This is a genomic window from uncultured Halopseudomonas sp., from assembly GCF_963977355.1.
GTDB lineage: Bacteria > Pseudomonadota > Gammaproteobacteria > Pseudomonadales > Pseudomonadaceae > Halopseudomonas.
Map to the genome: position 1 here is coordinate 1 of NZ_CAXBOV010000041.1, position 21,607 is coordinate 21,607.

14 protein-coding genes are annotated in these 21,607 nt (G+C 54.5%); all 14 read left to right on the forward strand.

Annotation, left to right across the window (positions count from 1 at the left end; all coding sequences use genetic code 11):
• The first annotated feature begins 234 nt into the window (after window positions 1-234).
• Window positions 235-2,601, forward strand: a complete 2,367-nt coding sequence (gene pgi, locus AAC076_RS16550) for a glucose-6-phosphate isomerase (protein WP_339847851.1) — start codon at window positions 235-237, stop codon at window positions 2,599-2,601.
• A 107-nt stretch (window positions 2,602-2,708) separates the two neighbouring features.
• Entirely contained in the window at window positions 2,709-4,889 is a 2,181-nt protein-coding gene (locus AAC076_RS16555; protein WP_339847853.1) for an isoamylase, read from the forward strand.
• Complete coding sequence (locus AAC076_RS16560) at window positions 4,889-5,923, forward strand: class I fructose-bisphosphate aldolase (RefSeq protein ID WP_339847855.1); 1,035 nt, start codon at window positions 4,889-4,891, stop codon at window positions 5,921-5,923. Before AAC076_RS16555 ends, AAC076_RS16560 begins: the two co-directional genes overlap by 1 nt.
• On the forward strand, window positions 5,923-6,129 hold the full coding sequence (locus AAC076_RS16565) for a hypothetical protein (protein ID WP_339847874.1): 207 nt from the start codon (window positions 5,923-5,925) through the stop codon (window positions 6,127-6,129). The genes AAC076_RS16560 and AAC076_RS16565 overlap by 1 nt, the downstream gene beginning before the upstream one ends.
• A 73-nt stretch (window positions 6,130-6,202) precedes the next feature.
• Window positions 6,203-8,290, forward strand: coding sequence for a transketolase (tkt, locus tag AAC076_RS16570; RefSeq protein ID WP_339847858.1), 2,088 nt, complete (start codon window positions 6,203-6,205; stop codon window positions 8,288-8,290).
• Window positions 8,287-10,830, forward strand: coding sequence for an alpha-glucan family phosphorylase (gene glgP, locus AAC076_RS16575; RefSeq protein ID WP_339847860.1), 2,544 nt, complete (start codon window positions 8,287-8,289; stop codon window positions 10,828-10,830). Before tkt ends, glgP begins: the two co-directional genes overlap by 4 nt.
• Before the next feature lie 133 nt (window positions 10,831-10,963).
• A complete protein-coding gene (locus tag AAC076_RS16580) occupies window positions 10,964-11,704 on the forward strand; it encodes a hypothetical protein (protein WP_339847862.1) in 741 nt (246 codons plus the stop codon).
• Between the two features lie 19 nt (window positions 11,705-11,723).
• Complete coding sequence (locus tag AAC076_RS16585) at window positions 11,724-11,882, forward strand: hypothetical protein (RefSeq protein ID WP_339847864.1); 159 nt, start codon at window positions 11,724-11,726, stop codon at window positions 11,880-11,882.
• Entirely contained in the window at window positions 11,879-14,287 is a 2,409-nt protein-coding gene (locus AAC076_RS16590) for a heavy metal translocating P-type ATPase (RefSeq protein ID WP_339847865.1), read from the forward strand. Before AAC076_RS16585 ends, AAC076_RS16590 begins: the two co-directional genes overlap by 4 nt.
• 353 nt (window positions 14,288-14,640) lie before the next feature.
• Window positions 14,641-14,937 carry a c-type cytochrome gene (locus tag AAC076_RS16595; protein WP_339847866.1) on the forward strand — a complete coding sequence of 99 codons (297 nt, stop codon included), beginning with the start codon at window positions 14,641-14,643 and terminating at the stop codon, window positions 14,935-14,937.
• Window positions 14,938-15,142: 205 nt separating this feature from the next.
• A complete protein-coding gene (locus AAC076_RS16600; RefSeq protein WP_339847875.1) occupies window positions 15,143-15,361 on the forward strand; it encodes an isoprenylcysteine carboxylmethyltransferase family protein in 219 nt (72 codons plus the stop codon).
• Window positions 15,362-15,701: 340 nt separating this feature from the next.
• A complete protein-coding gene (locus AAC076_RS16605) occupies window positions 15,702-16,298 on the forward strand; it encodes a LemA family protein (RefSeq protein ID WP_339847868.1) in 597 nt (198 codons plus the stop codon).
• Window positions 16,299-16,325: 27 nt separating this feature from the next.
• Window positions 16,326-18,335, forward strand: coding sequence for a M48 family metallopeptidase (locus tag AAC076_RS16610; protein WP_339847870.1), 2,010 nt, complete (start codon window positions 16,326-16,328; stop codon window positions 18,333-18,335).
• A gap of 678 nt (window positions 18,336-19,013) precedes the next feature.
• A complete protein-coding gene (locus AAC076_RS16615) occupies window positions 19,014-20,618 on the forward strand; it encodes a BCCT family transporter (protein ID WP_339847872.1) in 1,605 nt (534 codons plus the stop codon).
• Window positions 20,619-21,607 lie beyond the last annotated feature (989 nt).

Here is a 21,607-nt window from a genome sequence, read left to right on the forward strand (position 1 = left end):
AAACGGTACCCGCCAGATGACATATTTTGATGCGGTCCAATAATATTGTAGGAGTGTGAACCATGATACCAAAAGGAGATATCGTTTTGGACGAAGGGGCTAAATCGTTCGTCAAATCCTGGAACGATCTGATGGAGCGCATCGTGTCCAAGAGCGAGATGCTCGCTACGGTCTGTTGAATTCAACTCTCTGGAACTCTCCCGCACTATGAAATCTCCAAAGAAACGATTGCCTATGAAAAAGCCTCCCAATCAAGTTCTAGTCGTGGATGTGGGCGGGAATCACGTCAAGTTTCTGCTCACCGGGCAGAAGAACCTGCGGGAGTTTGACTCTGGACCGTCCATGACGCCGGAGGAGATGGTAGCCGGGGTCCGCAAGGCAGTCAAGGACTGGAAATACGACATGGTCTCGATCGGCTATCCGGGCGCTGTTCTGCGCGGCAAGCCGGTTTCTGAACCGCACAACCTCGGACCTGGGTGGGTAGGGTTCGACTTCGAGGCTGCATTTGGTTGTCCCGTCAAGATTATTAACGATGCCGCCCTGCAAGCTCTGGGGAGCTATGAGGGAGGGAAGATGCTTTTCCTCGGACTAGGCACCGGCCTCGGCTCCGCCATGATCGTGGATGGCATTGTCGAGCCGATGGAGTTGGCTCATTTGCCTTACAGAAAAGGATCCTTCGAAGACTACGTAAGTACTCAGAAGTTAGAGGACGTGGGAATAAATAAATGGCGAAAATACGTCGCGGAGGTAGTGAACCACCTGATTGCCGCGCTCCAACCTCGCGATGTCGTCATCGGCGGCGGCAATGTTGCCAATCTCAAGGAACTGCCGCCCGGCTGCCGGGCCGGCGACAACGCCAACGCATTCCTCGGAGGGTTTCGCTTATGGGAGGAAGCCGGCAAATGGAAAACGTCCGCTCCGTCGGGATCCCAGCCGTTGGTGTTAGGCAAATCCTGCAGGATCACCCACCTCTCACCCCTCACGAAACGTGCCGTGTGGAAGGCCCTTGCTGCCCATCATAAGCAGGTCAAGAAATTGCATCTGCGAAAGCTATTCGCCGATGATCCGAAACGAGGAGAGCGGTTCACCCTCGAGGCGGCGGGCCTGTTTCTCGATTACTCGAAGAACCGGGTTACCGACAAGACGCTCAAGTTGCTTGTTCAACTGGCAGAGGATTCCGGCCTGCGATCCGCCATTGACGCCATGTTCCGGGGCGAGAAGATCAACGTCACAGAACAGCGCGCTGTCCTGCACGTGACCCTGCGCGCGCCGAAAGGGCAGAACATCGTTGTGGACGGTAAGAACGTCGTTCCGGGTGTTCACGCCGTCCTCGACCGGATGGCCGACTTCGCTAACCGCATCCGAAGCGGTGACTGGAGGGGGTACACTGGTAAACACATCAAGAACATCATTAACATCGGCATCGGGGGATCTGACCTTGGACCGGTGATGGCCCACGAGGCGCTCAAGCACTACAGCGACCGCCGCCTGAACGTACGGTTCATCTCGAACATAGATCCCACCGACTTTGCGGAAGCTACGCGCGACCTTGATCCCGAAGAGACACTTTTCATCATCTGTTCGAAGACCTTCACGACACTCGAAACCCTGACCAACGCCCACACTGCACGTGGCTGGGTCATGCACAAGATCGACGACGAGCAGGCCGTGCAACATCACTTTGTCGCCGTATCGTCCAACGCCGAAGAAGTGTCTAGGTTCGGTATCGACATCGCGAACATGTTCGGCTTCCAGGACTGGGTCGGTGGGCGTTACTCGATGGATTCGGCTATAGGCCTGTCGACGATGATCGCTATCGGAGCTGAGAATTTCCGCGCCATGCTTGCCGGCTTTCACGCCATGGATGAGCACTTCCGCACGGCGCCCTTTGAGCAAAATATGCCGGTCATCATGGGGCTGTTGACTGTCTGGTATAACAATTTCTTTGCGGCCCAGACGGTCGCGGTGCTGCCCTACGAGCAATATCTCAAACACTTTCCGGCCTATCTCCAGCAATTGACTATGGAGAGCAACGGCAAGACCGTCACGCTGGACGGCGCGCGCATCGCCTATCAGACTGGGCCCATCTACTGGGGCGAACCGGGCGCCAACGGCCAGCACTCGTTCTATCAGCTTATCCACCAGGGCAGCAAGCTGGTCCCGTGCGATTTTATCGGCTTCTGCCAGACGCTGAATCCGATCGGCCATCAGCATGACTTGCTTATGGCGAACTTGTTCGCGCAAACTGAGGCCTTGGCCTTCGGCAGGACGGAAGATGAAGTCAAAGCCGATGGAACGCCAGCTCAGCTTGTGCCGCACCGCATCTTCGAGGGTAACCGCCCGACCAATACCCTGCTCGCCGAGCGCCTGACTCCGGCAACGCTTGGGGCGTTGGTGGCGCTCTACGAACATAGTGTCTTCACGCAAGGGACAATCTGGAACATCGATTCATTCGATCAATGGGGCGTCGAACTGGGTAAGGCACTGTCGAAGCAGACGATCCCCGAACTTGAAAGCCCTAGCAAGCCCAACCTCAGGCACGACAGCTCAACTAACGCGTTGATCCGGCGCTACCGCCGGTTCAAGGGCCGGTTGCCATGAATAGAGACTTATACCCTAAGCTGGAGGAAGTTTGCGGGCGGCGCGGGTGCCCTGCGCCACTGCCACTACCCGTCATCGACAGCACAAAAAATGACATCGGAGCCAGCATGACATTATCAGAGGCAGTATCATCACCATGGGCGACTAGCGAAGGACTGCCATTTCCCTTGGGTGCGACTCGGATAGAAGAGTACGATACCTATAACTTTGCGCTGTACTCTAAGCATGCAGAGAGCGTCACGTTGCTGCTCTATACCGGGCGAGATATCGTCAATCCTGCATTGGTCTATCGGTTCGATTACCTCAAGAACAAAACAGGAAGAGTCTGGCATTGCCGCATTCCGATCACATCAATAAAGGACGTGACTTACTACGCGTACAGCGTCGAGGGCCCTACGCCCGATGGCCAGTTCGAGTGGCATGGGTTCGATGGAGACAAAATCCTGCTCGACCCCTATGCAAAGTCTGTGTTCTTTCCGCCTGCGTTCGACCGACTTGCCGCCACGCGACCTGGGTCGAACGCAGGCAAGGCGCCCCTGGGTGTCCTTGCAGGTGACAGCGAGCACTTCGACTGGCAAGGTGACCAGCGCCCCAGGCACGAGGCAGACACCATCATCTACGAACTGCATGTCGGCGGATTCACCAAGAATCCCAACTCTGGAGTTAAAAACCAAGCACGCGGCACCTTCGCGGGCCTGGCCGAGAAAATTCCCTACTTGAAGGATCTTGGCGTCACCGTAGTGGAACTGATGCCGGTATTCCAATACGACCCCAGCGATGGCAACTACTGGGGCTACATGCCGCTGAACTTTTTCTCTCCCCACCCTGGTTATCTCAGCGATAACACCGTCAAGGCGCAACACAACGAGATGCGCGACATGATCAAGGCGCTGCACCAGGCGAACATCGAGGTGGTCCTCGATGTGGTCTACAATCACACTGGTGAGGGCGATCACATGGGCCCAGTGTATAGCTACAAGGGGATCGACAACAGCACCTACTATCTGATGTCGGACCGACCGAGCTCGCCCTACGAAAATTTTTCCGGCACAGGTAATACGCTCAATACCGCAAACCGCTATGTCCGCAAGATGATCATGGACAGCGCCCGCCATTGGGCACACGAGATGCATGTCGACGGATTTCGTTTCGATCTCGCTTCCCTATTTACCCGCAAAGCAGACGGCTCGGTTAATACCAACGATGTGCCACTGCTCAGCGACATGGCCTCCGACCCGGAGCTGGCGCACCTGCGTCTAATCGCCGAGCCCTGGGATGCGGCCGGGGTGTATCAACTAGGCCGGGCGTTTCCTGGGATCATGGCGTGCCAGTGGAACGGTAAATACCGCGACGATCTGCGCCGTTTCGTCAAGGGCGATCCTAGCATGGTGCCGACTCTGATGCGGCGCCTGTACGGCAGCGACGATCTGTTCCCTGACGATCTGATGAACGCCTATCATCCGCATCAGAGTGTTAATCATATCAACTCGCACGACGGATTCACCCTTTACGATCTGGTAGCCTACAATCACAAGAGAAACGGGGCGAACGGCCACAACAATACGGACGGCACCGAGGAGAACTACAGCTGGAACTGCGGCTGGGAAGGGGATGATGGCGCGCCGCCAGAGGTGCTGAAACTGCGCAAGCAACAGATCAAGAATTTCTGCTGCCTGTTGTTGCTGTCGAATGGCACGCCCATGTTCCGCGCTGGGGACGAATTCATGCATACCCAAGGTGGGAATAACAACCCTTATAATCAGGATAACGAGACAGCCTGGCTCGATTGGAACCGGCTCGACACCAACCAGGACATATTTCGCTTCTTCAAGCTGATGATCGCGTTTCGCAAGGCGCATCCGTCACTGGCGAGGAGCCGGTTCTGGCGCGAGGATGTGCGCTGGTACGGGGTGGGCCAGAATCCGGACTTGGCGGACGATTCGCGCAGCCTCGCCTTTGCCCTTCACGGCGCATCGCAACAGGATTGCGACATCTACGTGATGATCAATGCCTACTGGGAGGAACTGACGTTTCAAATACAGGAGGGTTCAGCGCACTCGTGGCGGCGGGTGGTCGACACCAGTCTCGAAAGCCCGTTCGACTTTCTCGAACCCGGTTACGAAATTCCCTTGCTCCTGCAGTCGATGCATTATCAAGTACTGGGCAGGAGCATCGTCGTGCTGATCCGCGACCACGACGGAGCTATGAAAGTAAATTCTTTCGCAAGGAAGCCCACGCCACCGCTGTGGGATACGCTAGATAAACACCCAACACAGGAGATGAATTAATGACCGTTACAGACGAACTTCAGGCCACTATCGAACAGATGGTGCAACCAGGTAAGGGTATTCTCGCTGCAGATGAAAGTCTGCCCACTATCACTAAGCGCTTTGCGGCGATCACAATTGAAGCCACAAAAGATAATCGTCGCGCATACCGCGCCCTGCTGTTTACTGCACCCGGCATCGAGGAGTATATAAGTGGCGTGATTGCCTTCGAGGAGACTCTCACCCAGAGCAGCGCAGACGGTACGCCGTTGCCCGAGGTGTTGGCACAACGTGGCATCGTCACCGGTGTCAATGTAGACAAGGGCAAGGGACCGCTGGCGCTCTCGCCCGGCGATATCATCACCTATGGCCTAGATGGGTTGGCTGAGCGCATGCAGCAGTACAAAAGTCAGGGCGCGCGTTTCGCCAAGTGGCGTGAGGTCTACGCGATCACTGAGCGCAACCCCACGGTGTTGGGCATCACCGCCAACGCCGAGATGTTGGCGCGCTACGCGGCCGTATGTCAGGAACAGGGCATTGTGCCCATCGTCGAGGCTGAGGTTTTGATCGACGGTGATCATAGTCTGGCGCGCTGCGCCGAGGTCACCGAAGCGGTGCAGCAGGAGATCTTTCATGCCCTGCACCGTCATCACGTCGTGCTCGAGCATATGATTTTCAAACCCAACATGGTGATGCCGGGCAAGGAACATCCCGTCAGAGCCAGTGCCGCTGAGATCGCTGCGGCAACCCTGCAGGTGTTTCGGCGCACTATTCCGGCGGCGGTGCCGAGTATCAATTTCCTCTCTGGTGGTTTGAGCCCGGAAGAGGCGACGGCCAACCTCAACGCCATGAATGCCGCATTACCAGATGCGCACTGGGCGCTCTCATTCTCCTATGGTCGCGCCTTGCAACAGCCGGTGTTGCAAGCGTGGCGGGGTCAGGCAGACAACGTCGTCGACGCACAGCGGGCGTTGCTAAAGCGGGCAAGGTTGAATGGTGCTGCCAGCCGCGGTGAATATCAGGCTAACGATGAATCAATGAATTCACTATCGTGATGGTCATCGACACGTACTGCAACGACATGACGGTGTTGAGCGACCTGGATCGCTTCACCATCGAGTATCTGCCGCTGACCGACGACAAAGGCTTCTACCTGAAGCAGCAGCTCAAGGACAAGCTGATCGAATACAAGCAATACATCGACAAGCACGGCCAAGACATGCCGGAATTCCAATACTGGAAGTGGGATAACGCCCAATAACAGCCGCAGCGCTGAGGCACACCACGCGTCGGCGAGTCACCTGTCACAGCCCGGGGAGGGCAAAGGAAATATTATGACAACAGCTTCAAACCTCGATCTTGCGCAATTAGAACAACTGGCGATTAACACGATTCGTTTTCTGTCCGTGGACGCGATTGAAAAGGCCGATAGCGGCCACCCTGGCTTGCCACTTGGTGCCGCGCCAATGGCATATGTATTGTGGACACGGCTGTTGCAGCATAACCCGAGTAATCCACATTGGTTCGATCGGGACCGTTTTGTGTTATCGGCTGGACACGGTTCGATGCTACTTTACAGCCTACTGCATCTTACCGGCTATGATCTATCACTGGACGACATTAAACAGTTCCGTCAGTGGGGCAGCAAGGCGCCGGGGCATCCCGAGCGAGGCCATACGCCGGGTGTGGAGACTACCACTGGGCCGCTCGGGCAGGGTTTCGCCAATGCGGTCGGCATGGCTATTGCCGAAGCGCAACTGGCGAAACGTTACAACCGCCCTGATTTCGAGGTGATCGACCACGCCAGCTATGTGCTGGCCGGCGACGGTGATCTCATGGAGGGTGTTGTGGCGGAGGCGGCGTCGCTGGCCGGGCACTTAAAGCTTGGCAAGCTGATCTGTTTGTACGACGACAACCGCGTCACGCTGTCCGCCGGCACCGATATCAGCTTCACGGAGGATCGCGCCCAACGCTTTGCGGCCTATGGCTGGCATACGCTGTCGGTCTCGGACGGCAACGACCTAGCAGCGATCGATGCGGCGCTACAGGCGGCGCGCGCGGAAACGACGCGGCCCTCGCTGATTCTGGTGCGTACCCATATCGGCTACGGCTCCCCCAACAAACACGACAGTTTCGCGGCCCATGGTTCGCCACTTGGCGCCGACGAGGTTCACCTTACCAAGCAGAACCTCGGCTGGCCGACCGGGCCACCGTTTCTTCTTCCCGACGTGGTGCTGGCGCATTTTCGCCAGGCGATTGAGTGCGGGGCGCGCGATGAGGCGGCATGGAATGAACGCATGGCGGCTTACACCAAGCAATTCCCCGCATTGGCCGAGGAGTTACAACGAAGCCTGCGTGGTGAGTTGCCGCCTGATTGGGACGCGGACATGCCGGTGTTTCCCGCCGACGTGAAGGGCATCGCCACGCGGGTGGCCTCGGGTATGGTGATGAATGCGATCGCGCCGCGGTTGCCGGCGCTGACCGGTGGTTCGGCAGATCTCGATCCGTCTACCCATACCGCGCTCGAGGGATTCGGCGATTTCAACCCGCCGTCCGATCGGGATGATGATACCCAAGGCTCGGATAGGGATGGCTGGAGCCATGCCGGACGCAATCTGCACTTCGGCGTGCGTGAGCATGCCATGGGTGCGATCGTCAACGGCCTTGCGGCCCATGGTGCCACCATCCCGTATGGTTCGACCTTCCTAATTTTTTCCGATTATATGCGGCCGCCGCTGCGGCTGGCGGCACTAATGGGGCTACACGTGGTGCACGTGTTCACCCACGACAGCATCGCGGTCGGTGAAGACGGCCCCACCCACCAGCCGGTGGAACAACTGGCCATGCTGCGTGCGATTCCCAACCTGACCGTAATTCGACCCGGCGATGCTAACGAAACCGCGACCGCCTGGAGGGTCGCGCTAGAGACACGCGATCGTCCGGTGGCACTGGTGCTGAGCCGACAGAACCTGCCCACCCTCGATCGCACCCGTTACGCGCCGGCAGACGATCTGCGACGCGGGGCGTACATCTTGTCAGATGTAGATAACGCTAAACCTGAACTGATCATGATCGCCAGCGGCTCAGAGGTCGGGTTGATCGTGACTGCGGCACAGCGTCTGCAAGGCGAGGGTATCGCCGTGCGTTTGGTTTCCATGCCGAGTTGGGAATTATTTGAGGCCCAATCACAAACGTATCGCGACGCGGTGTTGCCGCCATCCATCCCGGCGCGACTGGCGGTTGAGGCCGGGGTGAGCCAGGGTTGGCACCGTTACGTGGGTGATCATGGCGAGATGTTGGGCGTGGATCGTTTTGGTGCCTCGGCGCCAGGGCCAGAGATGCTGCGCGAATATGGATTCAGTGTAGAGAATGTTTGCAGGCGAGCGCTGGCCTTGGTCGAAAGAATAAAGGAGAGCTTATGAACAATGAAACTGACATTAGCCATCAATACGGACTGTTACACACAGATATCGAGGGATTCAACGCCCTGGCCGAGCTGGCCCTGGACATGCGCTCAGCGTGGGACCATGCCACCGACCAGGTGTGGCGGCAGCTTGATCCCGAACTCTGGGAGCTGACCCAAAATCCCTGGGCCGTCTTGCAGACCGTATCACGGGAGAAACTGCAGCGCAGTTTGGCCGACTCGGTCTTCCGCAAAAACGTTGACGATCTGGTGCAAACCAGACGCGATGTGGAAGCGGCGCCTGCGTGGTTTCAGCAGGCCCATCCGCAATCGCCATTGAACTGTGTTGCCTATTTCAGCATGGAATACATGTTGAGCGAGGCACTGCCCATCTACTCGGGCGGACTGGGTAACGTGGCAGGCGATCAACTCAAGGCCGCCAGCGATCTGGGCGTGCCGGTCATTGGCGTAGGGTTGCTCTATCAACAGGGTTATTTTCGGCAGATGATCGACCAAGATGGCGCACAACAGGCCTTGTATCCGTATAACGATCCGGGGCAGTTGCCGGTCACTCCGTTGCGAAAAGACGATGGGGAGTGGTTACGGCTGAAGCTCGACCTGCCGGGCCATCCGATTTGGCTGCGCGCCTGGCAGGTTAATGTGGGCCGGGTGAAACTTTACCTGCTGGACAGCAATGATGTGGCAAACCACCCGCCATACCGGGCTATTACCAGCGAACTGTACGGCGGCGGGCCGCAGCAGCGCCTGATGCAGGAACTGGTGCTTGGGATCGGCGGATGGCGCCTGCTCGCTGCACTCGGCATCGAGCCGCAGGTTTGTCATTTGAATGAAGGGCATGCGGCGCTCGCCGTACTGGAACGTGCGCGTAGTTTCATGCAGGCCAGCGGGCAGTCCTTTGAAGCAGCACTAGCCGTGACCCGGGCGGGCAATCTCTTTACCACCCACACGGCAGTGGCAGCAGGCTTTGACCGGTTTGCACCGACCCAGATTGAACATTGTCTGGGGGGGTACGCTCAGACACAGCTCGGCATTTCTCTCCACGATTTACTAGCCTTGGGCCGTCGACATCCGAACGACGCGTCGGAACCTTTCAATATGGCGTATCTGGCGATCCGCGGCAGCGGAGCGGTTAATGGTGTCAGCCGCCTGCATGGTGAGGTGAGCCGACAGTTGTTTGGCTCGCTGTTTCCGCGCTGGCCGACGGCTGAAGTACCTGTCAGACATGTTACCAATGGCGTGCATGTACCAACTTGGGACTCAGCGGCCGCCGACACGCTGTGGACGGAGGCCTGTGGCAAGGATCGCTGGCTAGGGACGATGAAAGATCATGCAGAGCATATTCGCGCCGTCCCCGACACCAGCCTCTGGCAACTACGCACTAGCGCCCGCACGGATCTTGTTGAGTACGTTCGTGAACGCTTGTCCCAGCAATTGGCCACCTCCGGTGCGCCGTCCGAGGCAGTTGACACGGCGCAGCAAGTACTTGATCCCAATATATTGACGCTGGGTTTTGCGCGGCGTTTTGCAAGCTATAAAAGACCGGACCTGCTGCTGCACGACCCGGAACGGCTGCTGCGTCTGCTAACCAACCCGCAACGTCCGGTACAGCTCGTCATGGCGGGCAAGGCTCATCCTGCGGACCAGGCAGGGCAAATGCTTATTCAGCAATGGATGCAATTCATCCGGCGACATGACGCGGGCGCGCATGTGATCTTCCTCAGCGACTACGACATGCATCTGGCCGAGCACTTGGTGCAAGGCGTGGATGTCTGGCTCAACACGCCGCGCCGACCGTGGGAAGCGAGTGGTACCAGCGGCATGAAGGTACTGGTTAATGGCGGCATCAATCTGTCTGAACTGGATGGCTGGTGGGCGGAAGCCTACACCCCTGAAGTTGGGTGGGCGTTGGGGGATGGTGAGGAACACGGCGACGATCCTGACTGGGACGCAAGTGAAGCCGAAGCCCTGTATGACCTGCTCGAACGTAAGGTGACGCCAGAGTTTTACACACGTGACGCGCACGACATTCCCACCGTATGGGTGACGCGGATGCGTGAGAGCATGGCGCGGTTGACTCCGCACTTTTCCACTAACCGTGCGGTCCGCGAATACACTGAACAACACTACCTTCCGGCAGCTTCCGCCTACCGTGAGCGGGTTGCCAACAAAGGTAGACATGGCGTGGATATAGTCAATTGGCGACACGCATTAGAACAAAAATGGGACACACTGCGCTTCGGGGAAATGAAGGTAGAGACTGGTGGCGGGCAGCACGTATTTGAGGTTCAGGTATATCTCGATGATATCGACCCGGATGCGGTGCGTGTCGAGCTGTATGCCGATGGCGCGAGCGTTGACGCGCCGGAGCGAGTGGAGATGACTCGTGTGCGACAATTGGCTAATGCGGTAAACGGCTACGCCTACCGTGCTGAGATATCTGCTACCCGCTCGGCGGCGGACTATACGGCGCGACTCATACCACACTACGATGGCGTGGCGGTTCCGTTGGAAGATGTGCATATTCTGTGGCAGCAGTGATTTATATAATATTAAGGGGAATGCGAGTGGGAGGCGAAAAAATTGGGGTCGAGTATCAGCTAGTTTTTACAGGTTCTATTGTGTTGTTTCGGAGCCTGAGATTCTGTACTGGCCATGAAAATAGAGGTAATACATGAAAGAACAACGTCGTTTCTATAATTGTAGGCTGAGTGAAAAACTGCTCTATACAGCCTTTTTATTACTTATAAGTATCGGTTATCTTATGGCGCTAGTATATTTATATACCAGCCATGAGGGGCACGATAGCAAGCCAGGTCTTTCGATAGAAGACATTGTGGACACCTACTACGGTAATCGTAGCGGCTCGCGGCTGGAGGCGGCGATCCGTGGTCCGATGGCAGGTTACATCCAACAGACCGAAGACCGCGATCAAATCGTGGCATGGCTAAAGTTAGGGTCACCAGAGCTAGGTTATCGCACTGTGGTGAGGCCGATCCTGGAGCGATCGTGCCTGCAGTGCCATAGCCCAGCGTCCGGTTTGAAAGTCCCCGATCTGTCTACCTATCAGGGCATTCAAACCGTTGCAGAAGTGGATACTGGCGAATCGTTGCATACCTTGATGAAACTGTCCCATATCCACTTGTTCGGCATTGGACTTGTGGCATTAGGGATCGGTCTTATTTTTCGCCTGGCTAGTGTTGGTGAGGGGTTAAAGGCCTGCTTGATGCTACTACCTTTCGTGGCGATCTTTGCCGACATTCTCGCCTGGTTTCTTACTAAATCGGATCCATTTTATGCCTATACAGTTATTACCGCCGGCGTGTTGCTAGGCGCGGCATGGGCAGGTCAGATCCTGATTTCGTTATATCAGTTATGGTTTATCAAAGCGCCGGAAAATAATTCATTCAATTAATATTTAAGGAATACATGTCATGTCTGACCGTTCTGTGAAAAAGTGCTGCAAAGCCACGCTGGAGCTTAGCACATTGACCTTTTTTTCATCGATTGCCTTTGCCGTAGTACCGGGAACTGACCAATTGGTGGAGGGTGTGATAAAACTTGGAATAAAAAAACAAGGAGAGAAGCAATGAAGAACCAGGTAATCGAGGTAAGCGGGCTACTATCGGCGCTGAGCGCCCGCGGTGTGGAAAAGCAACTGGCAAAACTGCCCGGCGTAAAGAAAGTCGAGGTCAATTACGTTGCTGGCAGCGCGACGGTGGCCTATGACGAAACGGTAATCGATATTAAGGCCATCATGGCTCAGGTACATGAGTGTGGTTATCACTGCGCCGGGGAGCTGACGCCGAAACATGTGTGTCTGCCCGAAGATCCGCCCGTGGAAAAGGTAACGATGGCCATGTCGGGTCATGCGACCCATGAAGCTAATGTTAAAAATGGGGGGCACGGGCAGGCAGTGGTAGCTGAATCTGTCGGACACGCCGGTGTCAAGGATGAAATGGCACACGAAATGGGTCATGGTGGCGATATGGATATGCAGGCCATGGTACGTGACATGCGCAATCGTTTCTGGATTTGCCTTATTTTTACGATTCCGATTTTTATCTATTCGCCCATGGGCGGGCTGTTCACGCCGCCGCGACCACCGTTTGGTCTTGGGCTCAATCAGTGGCTGTTTGTTCTCGGCACTGTGGCGATCATCTGGCCGAGCTGGCCTTTTTTCGTCGCCGCCTGGCGTGCGCTGAAAAACGGCGTGCTAAACATGGCGGTGCTGGTGGTGCTCTCGGTTGGCACAGGCTACTTTTTCAGTCTCGGTGCGACCTTTCTCTTCGATGGTGTACAGTTCTTTGAGGCGGTGGCGGTGCTGCTGGTATTCATTCTACTCGGCCACTGGCTGGAGATGCGCGCTCGCGCTGGGGCCTCGGAGGCCATCCGCTCGCTGATGGATCTCGCCCCGCCAAAGGCCACCGTGATACGTGACGGTCAGGAGCTGGAGGTTCCGACTGCCGAAGTACTGAAAGACGACGTGGTGGTGATCCGTCCCGGCAACAAGATTCCAGTGGATGGTGAGGTGCTAGAAGGTGAATCGCAGGTGGACGAGTCTATGCTCACCGGCGAGTCGATGCCGGTGGGGAAAAAGCCGGGCGATACTGTCATCGGCGCAACCATCAACAAGAGTGGCAGCTTTAAGTACCGCGCCACCAAGGTGGGTGCTGACACCGCGCTGGCGCAGATTGTTAAGCTGGTTCAGGAGGCACAGAATTCCAAAGCTCCCGCGCAACTGCTGGCTGACAAGGCATCGCAGTGGCTGGTGGTGATAGCTATCGTCATCGGCCTTGCCACTTTCGTGGTATGGTTTTGGGGATTAAACGCAACGCTGTTGTTTGCGGTGACACTGACCATCACCGTGTTTGTTATCGCCTGTCCGGATGCCCTCGGGCTGGCCACACCTATGGCGGTGATGGTAGGTACTGGCCTCGGCGCCAAGAACGGGATTTTGTTCAAGAATGCCTCGGCCCTGGAAGACGCCACCAAGCTCAATATCGTCGTCTTCGATAAGACTGGCACCTTGACCATGGGCAAACCCCAGGTGGTGGAGGTGGTGGCGGTGAATTCAGATCAAGACGCCGTGTTGAGCCTAGCCGCTACAGTGGAGCAGGGTTCCGACCATCCGCTGGCGCAGGCCATTCAGCACCGCGCTGAGGGATTAAAGCTGGAGCCGCTGACCAGCTTTGAAAATATTGAAGGAAAGGGCGCGCGCGCTGAAGTGGGCGCAAAAACCGTGTTGTTAGGTAACCGCCGCCTGATGGATGAAGAAAAGATCGACATGGCGAGCCTGACGGATGAAGCTGCCCGTCTGCAAGGCTCAGGCCAAACCGTGGTACACGTAGCGCACGGTGGGAAACTAGTGGGTCTCATCGCTATTGCCGATGCGCCGCGGCCCACCGCAGCGGCGATGGTCAAGAAGATGCAGGCGCGCGGCGTCGAGGTGGCAATGCTCACCGGCGACAACCAGGCGACAGCCGAGCGCATCGCTCGGGAACTCGGCATCAGAACCGTGATTGCCGATGTATTGCCAGGGCAGAAGGCGGACAAGATCAAGGAACTACAGGCGAGCGGCAAGAAGGTTGGTATGGTGGGTGACGGTGTCAATGATGCTCCGGCGTTGATCCAGGCCGATGTGGGTTTCGCCATCGGTGCTGGCACGGATGTGGCCATAGAGAGCGCCGACGTAGTACTCATGAAGAGTGATCCCTACGATGTGCTGGGGGCAATCGAATTGTCGCGCGCCACACTGCGCAAAATGCACCAGAACCTGTTCTGGGCGGTGACTTACAACCTGATCGCCTTCCCAGCTGCTGCGGGGGTGTTCTACCCGCTAGTGATTAGTCCAGAGGTGGCGGCACTGGCCATGTCCGGCAGCTCGGCACTGGTGGCGGTCAATGCCCTGCTGTTGAAGCGTACACGACTGGAGGGCATTCGCGCGGAGCGCGTCTCATCAGACTCATCGGTACCAGCGGCAAGGCAAGTACCGTGAGCACATGGCGGTCAGCGCCCTGCAGTTTGAAGAAGATTGTGCGGGGCTACCATATTCTGGCCTCCAAACGAGATCCTTTTCGCGGCTGGTACCACTTACTCGGCGTGATCTCTATGCTCAACCATGTGCAACTCGAAATGACTGAAAAAAAGCCGTGGACATGTCTGTTGCTAAAGGGGCGGCTATGGACGAACTGGACTTGAAGCTGTTGCAGGCCTCATTGGCTTTGCAAGAAACAGCGTTGCCGACCGCTGGGGTGAAGTCATCACCTTTAGGGTAATCGGTGTCAGTGTATCCAGTTCTTGTCATCTGGTGTAGATGACAATCACATTGTTTAATGGAAAGGTGAAATTATGAAAATGAAACTACTAGGAATTGCCGCTTCGTCGGCACTGCTGATGACAGGCCAGATCCTGGCTGCGGATGGCAAAGCGGTCTATGACAAATCTTGTGCCGCTTGCCATGCGGTCTTACCGCCCAAACTTGGCGACAAGGCTGCATGGGCGCCACGCCTCAAACAGGGTGCCGATGCCCTCGTGGTTTCGGTAGTGAAGGGCAAGGGCATGATGCCGGCAAAGGGTGGAAATACCATATTGTCAGAAGCAGATATTAGGGCGGCGGTGGATTATATGCTAGCCGAACTTAGGTGAACGGCCGAGATTTAAGACTGATGCGTGCCATGCCCTGTAATAATTAAAAGGAGTTACAACCATTGATTACATAAGTAGGTATAAAATAGAGTTTTATTAATTATAAGTTATTGATAGGGAAAATCTGCATGAATGAATCGTTTAACCACGCTGGAGCCTATGGTCGACCCTGTTAGGGCTCGGTGAAACCGGGATGTTGATCTCTATGCTGCTTGGCTATGCGCTCGCTTTTATCGGGATAGGGCTATTTATTCAGGGGTGGAGTCAGATCCACAAGGCGCGAGGCGAGAACGGTCTGGTGACTGTTGGTTTGTATGCATATGTACGGCATCCGCAGTACACTGGGCTATTGATCTTTCCATCAGACATATTCATGAACTGTCCCACGAAGCACAACAAGGATAACGATGCGATTAGCGAGTGATAATATACTCAGCCCATCAGTCGCTTGTCATCTTTATCATATATTGCATGCTGTTAATGTGAGCCTTAAGCAAACTTTCTCTTTTATTTGGATCCTAGGTTTGATTAATTTAAGTGTTGCCGCTGATTTATCCTTTTCAATTATCATTAACACTAGCTTTACGTGAAAATATTTCAAGTGGTCTTGCTCGTCAACAGTCATGCGCACCTGATACCTTATCGAGATGACGTGTAGGTCCCTCTGGGAGTCGACGCAGGTTTTTCGGTAGCCTTACTTACAGACTACTACATAAACTGATAGTATCTATTTGATTGTACGGTTTGCAAAAGAGGCGAGAAATATGGGTACCACCTTGATAGTCATTCTAGTTGTTGTTGCGCTAATCGCTTTTTATGTGATCGGAATTTTCAATAAACTGGTGATGCTGAAGAATCGCTACCAGAATGCATTTGCCCAGATCGAGGTGCAGTTGAAGCGACGCTACGACTTAATACCAAATCTCATCGAGACTGCCAAGGGGTATATCAAGCACGAGCGTGAGACTTTGGAGGCAGTGGTTCAGGCGCGCAATGCGGCGCAAAATATGCTGTCAGCAGCAGCAGCCGATCCGGGCAACGCTGAGGCGATCAAGGGTCTGAGTGGGGCCGAAGGCCAACTAGCCGGCACCTTGATGAACTTCAATATGGTTATGGAGGCCTATCCGGACCTTAAGGCCAATCAGAACATGATGCAGTTAAGCGAAGAACTTACCTCTACCGAGAACAAGGTCGCTTTCTCACGGCAGGCCTTCAACGACCAAGTGATGGCCTATAATACCTACAAGCAATCCTTTCCTCCCGTCTTTTTTGCTGCACGATTCGGTCATGCGCAGGATGCAACCTTGCTGGAGTTCGAAGACTCCCCGGCCATACAATCCGCGCCAAAAGTCTCGTTCTAGTCACTGCGGTTTATTCAGACGCCTGATATGAATTTCTTTGAATCACAAGACCGCGTACGTAAAAACACCTTCCAACTTGCTCTGTTGTTTGCACTGGCAGTGATCAGTTTGATCGTCATGACCAATCTGTTGGTCATGGTGGTGTTTGGTTATATCAACAGCGAGCAACTGCAAGATGGTGGAACCTTGCTCCAGCAAATGGACTGGCAGACATTCGCGGCGGTCAGTATCGGAGTCGGAGTCGTGGTGCTGGCAGGTAGTATGTACAAAATCATGGCACTGTCGGCCGGCGGCAAGGTCGTTGCGGAAGCGCTGGGTGGGCAACTGATCCCGCAAAATACCGATGACCTGAAGCAACGCAAACTGTTGAATGTGGTGGAGGAAATGGCCATCGCTTCAGGTACGCCGCCGCCGCCGGTGTATCTGCTCGCAGATGAATTGGGTATTAATGCTTTTGCAGCCGGTTTCTCGCCACGCGACGCCGTCATCGGGGTGACCCGAGGGACAATCGATCATTTAAGTCGTGAACAGCTGCAGGGCGTCATTGCTCATGAGTTCAGTCATATTTTTAATGGAGATATGCGGCTCAACATCCGCTTGATCGGGGTGCTGAATGGTATACTGATTCTCGGCATTGCTGGCTATTATATGTTATATGCCACTTCTTTTTCGCGGCGCGGGAGGAGTAACGGTAAAGGTGCGGGTGGAATACTGGCGCTGGCGATAGGGCTAATGGTTATCGGCTATGTAGGCACTTTCTTCGGCGGCCTGATCAAGGCCGCGGTGAGTCGGCAACGGGAATACTTGGCCGATGCCTCGGCTGTTCAGTTTACCCGTAACCCGGATGGGATCGCGGGAGCATTGAAACGAATCGGTGGACTCGAATTCGGTTCAAAATTGGAAAATCCCGCCGCTCAGGAAGCCAGCCATGCTTTTTTCGCCCAGGGCGTTACGGGTTTTATGCAGGGCCTGGCGGCCACGCACCCACCGTTGGCAAAGCGGATCCTGCGTATCGATCCGCAGTGGGATGGTAAGTTTGATAAGTCCGACAAAATCGACTCACCCGAGGAGGGTGGCCTGGGCCAAGAGGAAGAGGTTGGTAAAAAAGACGACATGACACGCAAACAGCTTGCGAAAAAGATGGCCACTGTTGTCACTGGCGTGGCAATAACCGATGTTGCGAATGCCATTGATCAAATCGGTAATCCCCAACCGGAAACAATTGATCATGCCCGCTCGCTGATATCAGAACTACCCATAGCCATCAAGCAGGCTGCCCGTGAGCCTTATGGAGCCCGCGCAGTTATTTATTCCCTGGTGCTGGATTCGGGACAGGTGGTACGTGGCCGGCAGCTGACGCATTTGCAAGCGTCTGCCGATCCGGATGTTTTTGTGTTAACCCAGAAGCTACTACCGGAACTGGATGGGCTGGATATTAAATTTCGCTTGCCGCTTATTGATATCGCCATACCGGCACTGAAGCAGCTATCACTCGATCAGTATAGGGCCTTCAGGGACAACCTGATCGTATTGATTGAAATGGATTCCCAGATCGATCTGCTAGAATGGTCGTTACAGAAGATTCTGTTCAACCACTTGGATGGGCAGTTCTTCAAACGGGTGCACACAACAGCACGTTATTCCCATCTTGGCCAGCTCAAGCAGGAAACGGAGCTGATTCTCTCGGTACTGGCTTATGCTGGTCAGCAAAATAAAAGTGATATTGAAGCAGCCTTTAGTGCCGCAGTAGAGACGCTGGAAATCAACGAGCTACAATTGACGGCAAAAAATGCCACTCAACTTTCTGCTCTTGATCGCGCCCTGCAAGAATTGGAAAAACTGAACCCCCTAGCCAAACAGCAATTACTGAAGGCCTGTGCCGCCAGTATCGTGCGAGACCAGAAAATAGCGCCTGTTGAAATCGAGTTGCTACGCGCCTTTGCAGATGCCCTTGGCTGTCCCATGCCACCGATAGTCCTGTCGCCTCAGCCAGTGACAGGTAGCTCAGGGCAATTGATCGACAGGAAGAAGGCATAGTTATTTGGGATGCAATGCCCGCAGGACGAATTCCGGAAAACCAGATCCCCGTCGTTAATCTCGGTTTACTCTATATTCATGGCGTTTGCAGATCGACCTTCAAAAAACGTAAGAACACAATAGCTGAACACCTACACACCCATGACCCAAAAACAAGTTATTTATGTTGTGGGCAATTATGTAGAAAACATCCAATCAACGTATTGGCTAAGAGATAAGTTAAAAGAACACATTAATGGAAAGACCGTCGTGATTAGTCATCATGCACCATCGTTCAGGTCTAATCATGCTGGCTACGGTATGAACCAGTTTAGTTATAGATTTTTATCGAATCTTGGCGAGTTGGTATAAATGGTTGACGTTTGGTGTTTCGGTCATACTCATTCGAATGTCGATGAGTACCTAAGCAAGTGAAGACTGGTGAGTAGTCAGAAAGGCTACCATCGTGACAGTATTCCAAAACCCTTTAGATCTGAACTGATGATTGAGGTTTAAACCAACTAATTTAATATAGTTGAAATGCTTTAATTTTATCAAGTTTTCTCAATTCAGGTCTGTTGTATAGCGTCAGCTATAGTGTTTATTCTTCCTATACTCCGGCTGTCATGTTACGGTTGACCTTTATTTTCAGTGTGTCACGGGGAGTCTATGAGCGGTCGTCCAGGCTGGGTATTTTACGTGTCACTGCTCTTCTTGGCGGGGTTTGTCGTGCCGGGCATTATTCTGCCCGAGCGCCTCAACGTCTGGGCCGATCAGGCGCTGGCGTTTACAACCCTGCATTTCGGCTGGCTTTACCTGTTTGCCACTACCGGTTTCCTGGTGTTTTGCATCAGCCTTGCCGCGAGTAATTACGGTCGCATACGCCTTGGGGCCGATGGTGAAGCGGCGGAGTTTTCATATACCGCCTGGCTGGGTATGATCTTTTCAGCCGGCATGGGCGTCGGTTTGGTGTTCTGGGCGGTGGCCGAGCCCATGAGTCACTTTGTCTCTCCGCCCTTTGGTGACGCCGAGCCACGAAGTCCCCAGGCAGCGGGGCTGGCAATGCAGTATTCGCTGTTCCATTGGGGCTTTCATCAGTGGGCCAACTTTGCTGTGGTCGGCCTGGCAATTGCCTATGTACGCTTTCGCCAGCAGCGTCCGGGCCTGATCAGCGAGGCCTTTCGCTCGACCTTGGGCGATCGCGTAGATGGTAGCGCAGGCCACGCAATCAACGTGCTGGCAGTGGTTTCGACGGTCTTCGGGGTCGCCACCACGCTGGGGCTTGGTGTTATCCAGATTAACAGTGGTCTGGTGTCGATCGGCGATTTTGGTTTCGGCACCCAGCAGCAACTGGCGATTCTCGGCGGCGTCGCCATGATATTTCTACTCAGTATCCTGGCCCCGCTGGAAAGTGGCGTACGCTACATCAGCAACTTGAACATGCTGCTGGCCGGCATACTGCTGATCTTTGTGTTCTTTGCCGGTCCTACCGACTTTATTACGGCCGTCATGACCAATGCCCTAGGTGACTACTTTGGCAACATGGTGGGCATGAGCCTAGTCATGACACCCTATACCAGCGATGACTGGGTAGAACGCTGGACCATTTTCTACTGGGCGTGGGGGCTTTCGTGGGCACCCTTTGTCGGCAGCTTTATTGCCCGTATATCCCGTGGCCGAACCATCCGTGAATTCGTAGTTGGAGTGATCGGCATGCCGGTGCTATTGAGCGTTCTTTGGTTTTCGACCTTTGGCGGCTCGGCGTTGTATTTCGAGATGTATGAGGGCGCTGCACTGGGTGAAGCGGTTACCCAGGAGATGAGTTCCGGCTTGTTTGCCACCCTAGAATATCTACCGGGTACTACGATCGTCAGCGCATTAATGCTGGTACTCATCACCCTGTTTGTTATCACCTCGGCCAACTCGGCGACCTTTGTGCTCGGCATGTTTACCAGTAAGGGTGTACTTACGCCCAAACGCTGGTCGCGGCTGACTTGGGGTGTAGTGCAGGTTTTGGTGGCCGGCGTGCTACTGTTCAGTGGTGGGCTGGTGGCATTGCAAACCATCTCCATCCTGGCTGCGTTTCCCTTCATGATCCTAATGGTATTCATGGCTATCGCGTTGCTCAAATCACTGCGTAACGAGCAGCGCCAGCTTGAGTTGCACGAAGCCATGACTCACGAACGCTTGCTGCGTCTACTTGAAGCCAATGATCATCTGAGCTGTCCGCCGACTGACGGCGATATCGTGCCTAACCAGGCCGCCGTGGAACAGGCCATGCACGACAAGGAGACGATTGAATAATCAGGTGACGGCCTATTCGACCTAGGTGCTGGCCAAGCTGGCGGGCCTGGCGAAGATGTTTATTCATATAATAAATTTGTTCACCATCAACTCGATGGCTTCAAGGTATGTCATTCCGCTTAAACCAACTGCGTAAATTTGCTTCTGTTGCTATCGGATGATCACGAAAGAAACCATGCTCATCTCCTCACAACACCAAGCTTTGCATTAGTAGTTAGTGTCACATAACCTTGAACGGTGTCGATACGAGCAGAGTCGTACAGTCCCACAAAAATATCGTCCGACGCACTACATGGAACGATGCGATAGCGAGTAAGTAGTGCAAGCCCTCCGTAGGGGCAGGTAATAACAGCAGCTTTCGTAGCATAGCGAAGAATAGTGCAGTAATTACATACTCGCCCCGTCAGTCGTTTGAGAGCCAAAGCGTTAGCGAGGCGACGAGGACGTCGGAGGCAAATGGTCGTCAACGCACGGAGTGGAATTAAGCCATGGATGGATTAATTCTTTCACGAGTACGGTGACTCGCTGGTGTTTACCATCGATTTGTTTCACAAATGGTAAGCGCAATTTGACCTCTGGGGGGTGCCTTCTCCACAAGGTAGTAGCCGCCAGTGATCCAGTGTGGCGTAGAAATATAAGTTCCGCAAAGAACGATAGAAGCTGCATGCAGTGGATAGTGAACGGTATATTCGAGCGCGATTTCCTTTCCCAAACAATGGCCGACTACATGCCAACGCTCTGCGCCGAGTTTTTCTCTCTCATTGGACCACTGTGGATGAAAACTGCCAGTGTCGCCTTTATACCAATATCTCCATTTAACGCTTCAAGAAACAAATGCGCAATATTTATTGTAGTAAGTTTAAGCCACTTTTTTTATGCCATTTTCTAGGCAGAGGTCATATAGCCAATCCCAGCACGGGTCAGATTGGGCTGAACATTGAAGGATAGTTTAAACTGCAGATTCCAGTAATTTCCTCGTCTACTCACGC